The sequence below is a fragment of the Vibrio sp. B181a genome (assembly GCF_030248375.1).
GTDB lineage: Bacteria > Pseudomonadota > Gammaproteobacteria > Enterobacterales > Vibrionaceae > Vibrio > Vibrio campbellii.
The window spans coordinates 1-7,510 of sequence record NZ_JAHGAD010000090.1 but is presented as its reverse complement, the minus strand read 5'-3'; the positions used below and the strand labels follow the sequence as shown (position 1 = coordinate 7,510).

The window sequence follows — 7,510 nt, the reverse complement described above, 5'->3', positions numbered from 1 at the left end:
AAGCTAGTTGACGCTCTATAAAATGCATAGACCTCCACTCGGAGGTCTTTTTTGTTAGTGTTGGTCAGAGCGGGTGAACGAGTTGCTGTTTCATTGAGTTCGTGCAATTATCAATTTGAAACTAAACATGGCCGTTGCCATCATGATTGAGGAAAATACTATGAGTAATGCTACTAAACCTGTTATGAATGCTGTTGTTTCTGAAAAAAAAGCTAATCAACAAAAACGCTTTTTTACAGATATTGGCAAAGTGTGGACTACTAAGAACGATGATATTCTTTCAGTTAGTTTGTTCCCTGGTGTTTCTGCTAATGAGTTTTCTTTGTTTGTTGCGAAAGAGCAAGAATATGCATTACAGGAAAACGAAGTGTTTGGCGTTTTTGTCATTGAAAACGACACCTATTGGCACCGTGTGGGATCTGCATTTGCGTTCGTTGCAGGTGAAGCAAAAGGATTGAACGTGCGACTAAATGGAGGTATTCATATTAGTGGTAAGTTTATGCTTCAACGTAAAAGTGAAAAGTAATCCGACATAAAATATAAGAAAAGCCTCTTCGAAGAGGCTTTTTTTTACAGCGTGATATTAGCTAATTACGTCTAAGTGATACTTTAAATGATTGGACAGTGCAAACCATAGTGCTTTGTGCATATAGCTTTGAGCAACTTCAGGCACACGATTTACTAATGCATCCCAAGAAGAAGGGCGTAAATCTTTGTGGCCGGATTCTACACCATCAATCATAATCTCGTTGTTGTCATTTATTGATATTGAAAATGTCTGAACCCAGTCTTCACCGCGTTCTTTCTCAGTATTCACACAACCAGTAATAGATAATTTTGTTTTCTCTGGATTATTAAATGTGATTGCTGTTTCAATTTTTACATACTTAGTTGGTACTCCAGCAACGTTTGCTAGTACAAAGGTTCTTACTTTTCTAGGGTTTGGTGTATTCCTACCAAGTACCTCAATGGCAGGAGAAAGTCCAAACGCTGATAACATTAGAGCCCATGAATGACGGCTTATCGAGTTGGCCCAACGAATGGATGCAAGATCTTTAGTGTTTATTTCACCCGCGTTGTACTTATCTATCGCTTCTTTGATTTTGCTCTCGCCTCGTCCACTAGATAAGTAAGCGAGTCGTTTTGGGCTTTCCCCGCATATAAACGCTAGTTCATTTCGATGGATACCTGCCCACTTCATAAATGACAATATTCCTCGGTGGTCTGGGAGCTCTTCATCTTTACAATGGAATGGGTCAAGGTTCACATGGTCTAAAAAATCTCGTGGGCTAATCGAATAGAAGTCGTGGATGTTCCAAAGTGCTTTCCATACTTTTCCGTCAAAGAATGAAAAGTAGTAGTCAACATCTTCACCTCTCAAACGTTGAGCGTTATGTGCTTCGACCATTTTTACGAGAAAATCTTGCCAGTTTCTAGAGTCTGGTGCATCGTGCCTTAGCTTATTACCAACAGTATTTCCATGAGTGGACTTTTCGTGATTCATCGTGAAAGAGAATACGGGTCTTCCATCCTTTCTGGATTTTGAGCTAATCGAGTCATCGTAAAAATCAATCGTGACGCTGTTTGATTCGTACCAAAATTTGGCTCGTAACGTTATAGGTTTGTCCGGTGCCGCTTCTGGTGTAAATGTTTCTGTAACAAAGGTTTCAGGTTCACAACGACGAAATGCTACTTGTTCAATTACGCCGAGCCTAATCAAAAGGTATTGCCAAACTGGAGATGGAATAGTTGGGCATTCATCTACTGCTTTGTTGGTGTTGGTCCAACGTTTCATTTGGAATGCTTCAATTTTTGCCGCGTTAGCGAGCTTTTCAACGCCTTGTCGGCCACCGCCGGAATTACCTGACCATGTTGCAAGATCTTTTATTTGGTGTGCCGTAGGTGGAACGTAATGATTAGAAGCCGGTGGAATTAAGTTTTCGCGACGGAGAAACTTTAATTTTTTAACTGGTCGGAATGGTGACTCGTATGCTTTTTGAGTGTTTGTGACTGGTTTAGAAGATGGATTGCTACTGAACTCTTTTACAACAGCAGGATTGTTTGTCTGATCTGACATGGTTTTTACCTCATTGTCTTTAACAGCGACAGCCGAAATATTATTTGAAGTAGTGATAAACATAACTACATCCCCTTAACGATACCAGATGGCTTTCTGGTATGCACTTAGTCTAATTGTTGTCCGCCTTATATTTTTTTTTAAACAACAATCCGCTTAAAAAAAATTCTATCGAAAATCTGAGAAATACTAATGCCCATAAACCAAAGCATTGAACGAATAGGTGGGCAGTAGGGAATGGTAGAACTTGACGAATATCTATTTAAACAATTTCACGACAGTGTTCGCTTGGGGATTTCCAAAGAACTAAAAGTGCAAAAGGTAGAGCTTCCTGCTCATCCTATCTGCGTCAAAATTATTGTTGCTTATATAAACAACCATGCTGGTCAATTTGGTATGAGTGAGTTTTTAGAACAAGAAGAACTGGTCAAACAGTCTTATGTAAGCCTCTATGGATTTGGAGAAAGCGATACTGACATTAGTGTTGCTTTGTCGGCCATGCAAAAGAGAGTGGCCGACATTGAAAAAGTGGTGATTAGTTATGTCAAGAAAGGGACTAAATAAGAGTCGTCTATCGTTCGCACTGCGAACGATAGGTTGCGTATCCATATTGGTTTCACAATTTGGTTGTGTCCAAACACAAAGCGAAGACGAAATCAGAAACGAGTTTAATTTATATCGTCCTGCATTAGTAATGACCTATCAAGTTGCTAATGACACGCGAGTAAATAACCATTTAGCGATTAAAGAAGGTTTAGACGCTCGTTTAAAAGGTCGTAGGCAAGTTGTAGTTGTATCACGTATTGGTGGTAGTGAGCCTGATGTTGCGATGGAAAGAGCAAAAAAAACGGCTCTATTGCTCGATGATATGGGTGAGGATGACCCAAGAATGTATATCAGACAGGCTCGCCGTTCAGATAAAGAAAAATGGGATAACGGAGCTGTAGAGTTGTACGTATTCCCTATTGATAAATGGGATGATCAAGCCTTTGTGCGATTGATGAATACTCAATCGATAGAGGTTGCTGCACTTGGCGGGGTCTTGCGCTCTGATGTCGCTAGGATCAGTCTCAGTGAAGTATTTATGCGCAAAATTAACACCCCTAGTAGTGATATATCTGATCAATTGTACGTTGGTTTGAAGCAAGTTGGATGGAAGGCAATAACCGTAAATATGCCGAAGTTACAAGGTCAAAGGAAGCGTTACGTATTGTCACTTCCAGAATCAGGAATTGCCGATGAGCAAGAAGCCATAGCTTTTGCCAAGTTAATCGCGAAACAAGTGAATTTAAACAACATAGAAGTCTTGGTGGATGCCAGAAATAACACATTAACCTTGGGCTACAAACTGATAGAAAAAAAACCGGAGCAAACATGGAAAAGAAAGTAAGTTTTATTGCAATCGCGCTGGCGCTATCACTTCCCGTTAAAGCCGGAGTCATGGAAGAGTTAGTTGTGGACCCTAATACTGGTTTTGTTATTGCCGTATTGGATGAAGAGCAAGTAAATCCGAACGTGTCTGCTAGTAAATCTAACACCGCCTCGATGAACAAACCAACTAAAAGGGCTGCAAATAAGCAAGTTGCAAGTGGTTCTACTGCGGGTAAGACTAAGGCTCTTACAACACCGAGAGTGAATTCGAAATCGGTGAAAAGCGAATTAACGCAAGGTGCGCAATTACCTGCCGTTAACACGGCTCAAGTATCACATCCTGTGCGTCAACCAACAGTGACTAAAAAGCCAGCACAAAATGCGTTGTTAGGAAGCATCTTTTCTTATGTAAGAGTGATTCGTCCAAATGACCGTGTTCACATTAATGAGCGCGATGGGCTTGTTTACTTCCATTTAAGAAAAGGCCCTCTTAAAGAAAATATTGTGTCCTTACTTGAACCGACTTCAGCGTATCCGCCAGTGATGGGGGGGATAAGTGATAACCATCAAGTTAGTGCTGATATGTGGCTATCAGGTGAGAGCGTGTACGACATTCTCGACACTATTTTGTTGTCATACAACGAGCCATATCCAATCTATGCAAACCCTCGCGGGAATCGAATCATTGAAATTTTGTATGACCGCAAACGTATCTTTGGAGGTCAGTAAGATGATGCAAAACATATGGCATAAATTTAGTCGAGCTATTGGCGTAGCCGTCTTGTGCAGCTCTGTACTGGTCGGGTGCTCAATCACAGAAGAAATTGAACACCAACAAGCGCAGGCTGTACTAAAAAGGGCTGAGATCGAAGCGAAAAGCAAACGAGAAAATAAATATAAAAGAATTGTCTTTAACGAGCAGTTCTATGTGGCCCCTTTGTCTGCTGAAGCCGTTTCGTTGCCTGCTTGGTATAGTGCCACTACTTCGGTATCGCTGACTCAAGTGCCATTTGAGTTGGTGGTCGATGAAATTGTCAAGGGGAAGTCGATTACATTAGATTTCAGTGATCTAAGTAGTGAAGACAAGCTAAGGCCCATTTCGATCAAAGCGAGAGACGATCAAATTGGTGATTTACTCCGTCGTTCAGGAAATCTCGCGGGATTTGCCCTTAATTTTGTTGATGGTCGTGTGGTGTTTTCTAAATTTGAGCGAAAAACAATCCCAATCGTAGCTTTACCAGGGAAAGGAAAGCTTCAAATTGGGCGTGATGGAACGGCTAGTATGTCGAGCTCAGGTTCTTCTGCATCTGGCGTTTCTGCCTCAATGTCTGATTTATCTTCTGGTATGTATTCAGCAATTAAGGTCGATGAAAACGATATTTTTAAAGATATTGAAAACTCTGTTAAGCAGGTTCTGTCAAAAGAAGGGAGTGTTCATATTTCGAACTCTGGAGCAAGTGCTACTGTTCGTGATTACCCTTATAACGTTCGTGAAGCCGAAAAAATTATTGACTTCTTTAACGATGAGTACTCGAAACAAGTAGAAGTCAAAATTTCCCTTATAGATGTAATCACTTCAAAAGATGCCGTTTTAGGGGCTGATTTGAACCTTGCAATTAGTGCATTGGGTGATCGAATCGAGCTTGGATCGGATGCTGTGTTCACTACAGGTGGACAAGGTACGTTACCAACAAGTCAGTTCAGTTTTGCAGTTAAGTCAGGCCCATTCGAAGGGAGTCAGTTGTTATTTGATGCATTGAAACAACAAGGGGACGTTAGCCGAACTGTTTTTCGAACAATAGTAACAACTAACGCGACAATTGGTTCTTCAAAAGCTGTAAACCGAGAATTTTACATTGCAGAGCAAACGGGTAACTCGGCCACTTCGGGCGGTATTATAACGTCGGGTGGTACTCGCCAAGAAATGCTTGAGACTGGTCAAATTTTCAATGTTTATCCGCGCATATTCCAAGATGATGTGTTCTTAAAACTACATTCAAGCGTTAGCTATGACCTTGGGATCAAAACTAAGAACAATGAAGCAACGAAAACCTACGTTGAAAGTCCAAAAGTTGCCGATATGGAATTCGATCATACAGTCATTGTTCCGCACGGCCACACAATGGTCATTGGCGGTATGGAGGTGGATTCTGTTATTACTGAAATGGCAAATGCGGGATACGACGTTACTGGCTTTTCTAAGCGCTCTGGTGCAGAGAATAAGGAAACCATCATGACGATCTCAGTCAAAATCCTTCGAGGTAAGAAGGCGAGAATATGAGTCGAGTAAAGGCCGCGACAAAAGCACGAAAAGGACTGGGTTTTGTATTTGGTTGTGAGCGTACCTTAATTAAAGGCCGTCAGGTTCGCTCCAAAATCAATCAAACAGTTGATGCCAATGTTAAGAATAAGAACATCATTTTTCATACTTTGATTCAACGAGGTAAATGGTGGGCTCCGGATTTATGGTTGGTTGGCTCTAGGGCAAAAGGCATTCCATTTGCTGAGGCTGTGCTGGCAAAGTTTGGAACACGACCTCTTTTAGCTGCTGCCAAGTCAGGTTCTAGAGAGGGTAACAAGTTACATATTGTTACTTGTAGAGTAGGCAAAGGTGGGAAAGAGGAAATTGAGGAATATGAGTTACCTCTGAAAAGTGATGATCATGCACTTAATGTTATTGAATCATTCTCAAGAGAGATTGTGTCAAATAAGGGGAAGGTTGTTCTTCTCGCTGAGTCGTTTGATTCGGACCTTGTGCTTAGTGAAAAGGATGGTTCTTTAAAGCTTTCGTCTTCACAACCAAAAGAAAATGACACTTGTTTTTCCATTGAGTGGTTCGATAGGCATTCTGCAAATCAGAGGCTCGCAACCGAGAAAGGTAAAATAGCCAAGATCCCAACATCTCCCATGGCGAAGGCTCTAACAGGCTGTGTCATCGGATTTATTGGGTTGATGGTGTTGACTCGTTCAGAGCAGCAAGCCGAAGAGACCGCGATCAAGAAAAGTGAGCAAAGCAGAACTCAGTTCGCGAACGAGTTTTATAAAGGATACTCGCCTCGTGTTGCGATGTACCAATTGTATAGCACTATGGTAAAGAAAGTTTCTGATAGAAGGGAAACAGGTTTAAGGAGTGGGGTCGCGGGGTGGAAGCCTACTAAAATTCAGCTTACTCCGAAAGCAATCATGGTCAACATGAAATCAAGTAGTAACTCGCCTGCAAATCATGCAAGAGAAGCTGCACACCGAATAGGAGCAGGGATTGTATCCGTAGCGCAAAATGAAATTCTCATCGTCAAAGAGTTTGATCCTAACTGTTCAATTCCAGTGTTAAAGCAACCAACTTTAATTCCGATAGAAGGGACTATCAATTTCGTAATGGGAGGGCTCGAAAAGTTCATCCCTAACGCAAAAGTTACTTTCGGTAAAGAGAAGAAAAAAGGGGAATATGCAGTTCGAGACATTGATATCGATGTAAAGAACATGTCAGAGGAAGGGGTAGATTTATTAGGTGTTCTCCTAAATGACCTTCCGATTGGGTTCAAGCAAGGTAACTTTAAAGTTGATGGTAATTTTGGATTGTTGAGCGGCAAGATACAACTGCAGGTAATCGGTTGCTCTTTAGATAACGTAACTTCTGCAGGATTGTGTAAGTGAGGCAGTAATGGAAGCTAGAACGAAAAAATTGATTGGTTTGGGGGCATTAATTATTGCTCTGCTTAGCATTGCGTTATCTGGAGATGACGTTGATGAAATTGTGGCTCAAGAACGGGCAAAGGCGGCTTCAAAAGTTAACTCTAAAACTAACGCGTTGGGTAGTAATGGACAATGTGAAGATGTACTGCGTATTGTCGCGCCGGATGCGAATGAGTTGTTATACGCCACTCGTTTACTTGAAGGGGCTGTCGACAAAAAATACGCGGCAGCGACAGTTACACTCCAAAAACAACGAGATTTAGCGATCACGCAATCAGAAATCTGGAAATACAAGGCAGAGGCCGCAAAGTGTAGTGGCATAGTGAATTTGGCCACCTGATTAAGAGGTGATGTATGATCATCTCGATA

General features: G+C 41.4%; 8 protein-coding genes. 7 read left to right on the top strand and 1 reads right to left on the bottom strand.

The features are described 5' to 3' along the window. The first annotated feature begins 127 nt into the window (after positions 1–127). The gene (locus KIO97_RS24455; protein ID WP_285384212.1) at positions 128–526 is read left to right on the top strand and encodes a hypothetical protein; all 399 of its coding nucleotides are present in this window, start codon (positions 128–130) and stop codon (positions 524–526) included. Positions 527–583: 57 nt separating this feature from the next. Here KIO97_RS24455 and KIO97_RS24450 read toward each other — a convergent pair whose 3' ends face one another. Then, complete coding sequence (locus KIO97_RS24450; RefSeq protein WP_285384211.1) at positions 584–2,140, bottom strand: hypothetical protein; 1,557 nt, start codon at positions 2,138–2,140, stop codon at positions 584–586. Positions 2,141–2,314: 174 nt separating this feature from the next. On the opposite strand from KIO97_RS24450, the gene KIO97_RS24445 reads away from it, so the two are divergent. The 6 genes from KIO97_RS24445 to KIO97_RS24420 are packed head-to-tail and all read left to right on the top strand — an operon-like array spanning position 2,315 to position 7,481. Continuing rightward, positions 2,315–2,641: a hypothetical protein gene (locus KIO97_RS24445; protein ID WP_285384210.1), complete on the top strand. Its 327-nt coding sequence runs from the start codon at positions 2,315–2,317 to the stop codon at positions 2,639–2,641. A 46-nt stretch (positions 2,642–2,687) separates the two neighbouring features. After that, entirely contained in the window at positions 2,688–3,467 is a 780-nt protein-coding gene (locus tag KIO97_RS24440; RefSeq protein WP_285384209.1) for a hypothetical protein, read from the top strand. Further along, positions 3,452–4,177: a hypothetical protein gene (locus KIO97_RS24435; RefSeq protein WP_285384208.1), complete on the top strand. Its 726-nt coding sequence runs from the start codon at positions 3,452–3,454 to the stop codon at positions 4,175–4,177. Before KIO97_RS24440 ends, KIO97_RS24435 begins: the two co-directional genes overlap by 16 nt. After that, positions 4,146–5,729 (top strand): hypothetical protein, encoded by a 1,584-nt coding sequence (locus tag KIO97_RS24430; protein WP_285384207.1) that lies wholly within the window; start codon positions 4,146–4,148, stop codon positions 5,727–5,729. The genes KIO97_RS24435 and KIO97_RS24430 overlap by 32 nt, the downstream gene beginning before the upstream one ends. Then, positions 5,726–7,102, top strand: a complete 1,377-nt coding sequence (locus KIO97_RS24425) for a hypothetical protein (RefSeq protein WP_285384206.1) — start codon at positions 5,726–5,728, stop codon at positions 7,100–7,102. Before KIO97_RS24430 ends, KIO97_RS24425 begins: the two co-directional genes overlap by 4 nt. Positions 7,103–7,109: 7 nt before the next feature. Further along, positions 7,110–7,481, top strand: coding sequence for a hypothetical protein (locus KIO97_RS24420; protein WP_285384205.1), 372 nt, complete (start codon positions 7,110–7,112; stop codon positions 7,479–7,481). Positions 7,482–7,510: the final 29 nt, after the last annotated feature.

Excerpts from the sequence above, each read along its gene's own strand:
- KIO97_RS24455 (WP_285384212.1), top strand. The coding sequence starts at position 128 with ATGGCCGTTGCCATCATGATTGAGGAAAATACTATGAGTAATGCTACT.
- KIO97_RS24430 (WP_285384207.1), top strand. The coding sequence starts at position 4,146 with ATGACCGCAAACGTATCTTTGGAGGTCAGTAAGATGATGCAAAACATA.
- KIO97_RS24420 (WP_285384205.1), top strand. The coding sequence starts at position 7,110 with ATGGAAGCTAGAACGAAAAAATTGATTGGTTTGGGGGCATTAATTATT.
- KIO97_RS24445 (WP_285384210.1), top strand. The coding sequence starts at position 2,315 with ATGGTAGAACTTGACGAATATCTATTTAAACAATTTCACGACAGTGTT.
- KIO97_RS24450 (WP_285384211.1), bottom strand. The coding sequence starts at position 2,140 with ATGTTTATCACTACTTCAAATAATATTTCGGCTGTCGCTGTTAAAGAC.
- KIO97_RS24425 (WP_285384206.1), top strand. The coding sequence starts at position 5,726 with ATGAGTCGAGTAAAGGCCGCGACAAAAGCACGAAAAGGACTGGGTTTT.
- KIO97_RS24435 (WP_285384208.1), top strand. The coding sequence starts at position 3,452 with ATGGAAAAGAAAGTAAGTTTTATTGCAATCGCGCTGGCGCTATCACTT.